Below are 243 nucleotides of genomic sequence, written 5' to 3' on the forward strand. Positions count from 1 at the left end.
GTCGGTGTATCGGGATTTTTCACATAGCTTGCGTGACTTTTGGCGTTAGCCCCGACTGCGGTATTGGCTGTATTGTGCACCGTAATGTAAATCGGAGTCATTGCATAGCCTGGGCGGTTATTGTTTCCTGCCGGGATAAAATCCTGTGTGATTTTTACCATATTCTCATCTCTCCTATTTCGATAAATTGTTTATTTTTAATAAAGCCTGCTGTTTTTTCCCTTTTGCTGTAACATAATTGTT

General features: G+C 40.7%; 2 pseudogenes. Both read right to left on the reverse strand.

The features are described from left to right. Nucleotides 1-161 (reverse strand): annotated as a pseudogene (locus SB658_RS26825) (N-acetylmuramoyl-L-alanine amidase); the annotation flags it as partial. Nucleotides 162-174: 13 nt separating this feature from the next. Then, nucleotides 175-243: pseudogene (locus tag SB658_RS26830) on the reverse strand (phage holin); the annotation flags it as partial.

It is taken from the genome of Bacillus sp. SIMBA_008 (assembly GCF_046535495.1).
Classification (GTDB): domain Bacteria; phylum Bacillota; class Bacilli; order Bacillales; family Bacillaceae; genus Bacillus; species Bacillus subtilis.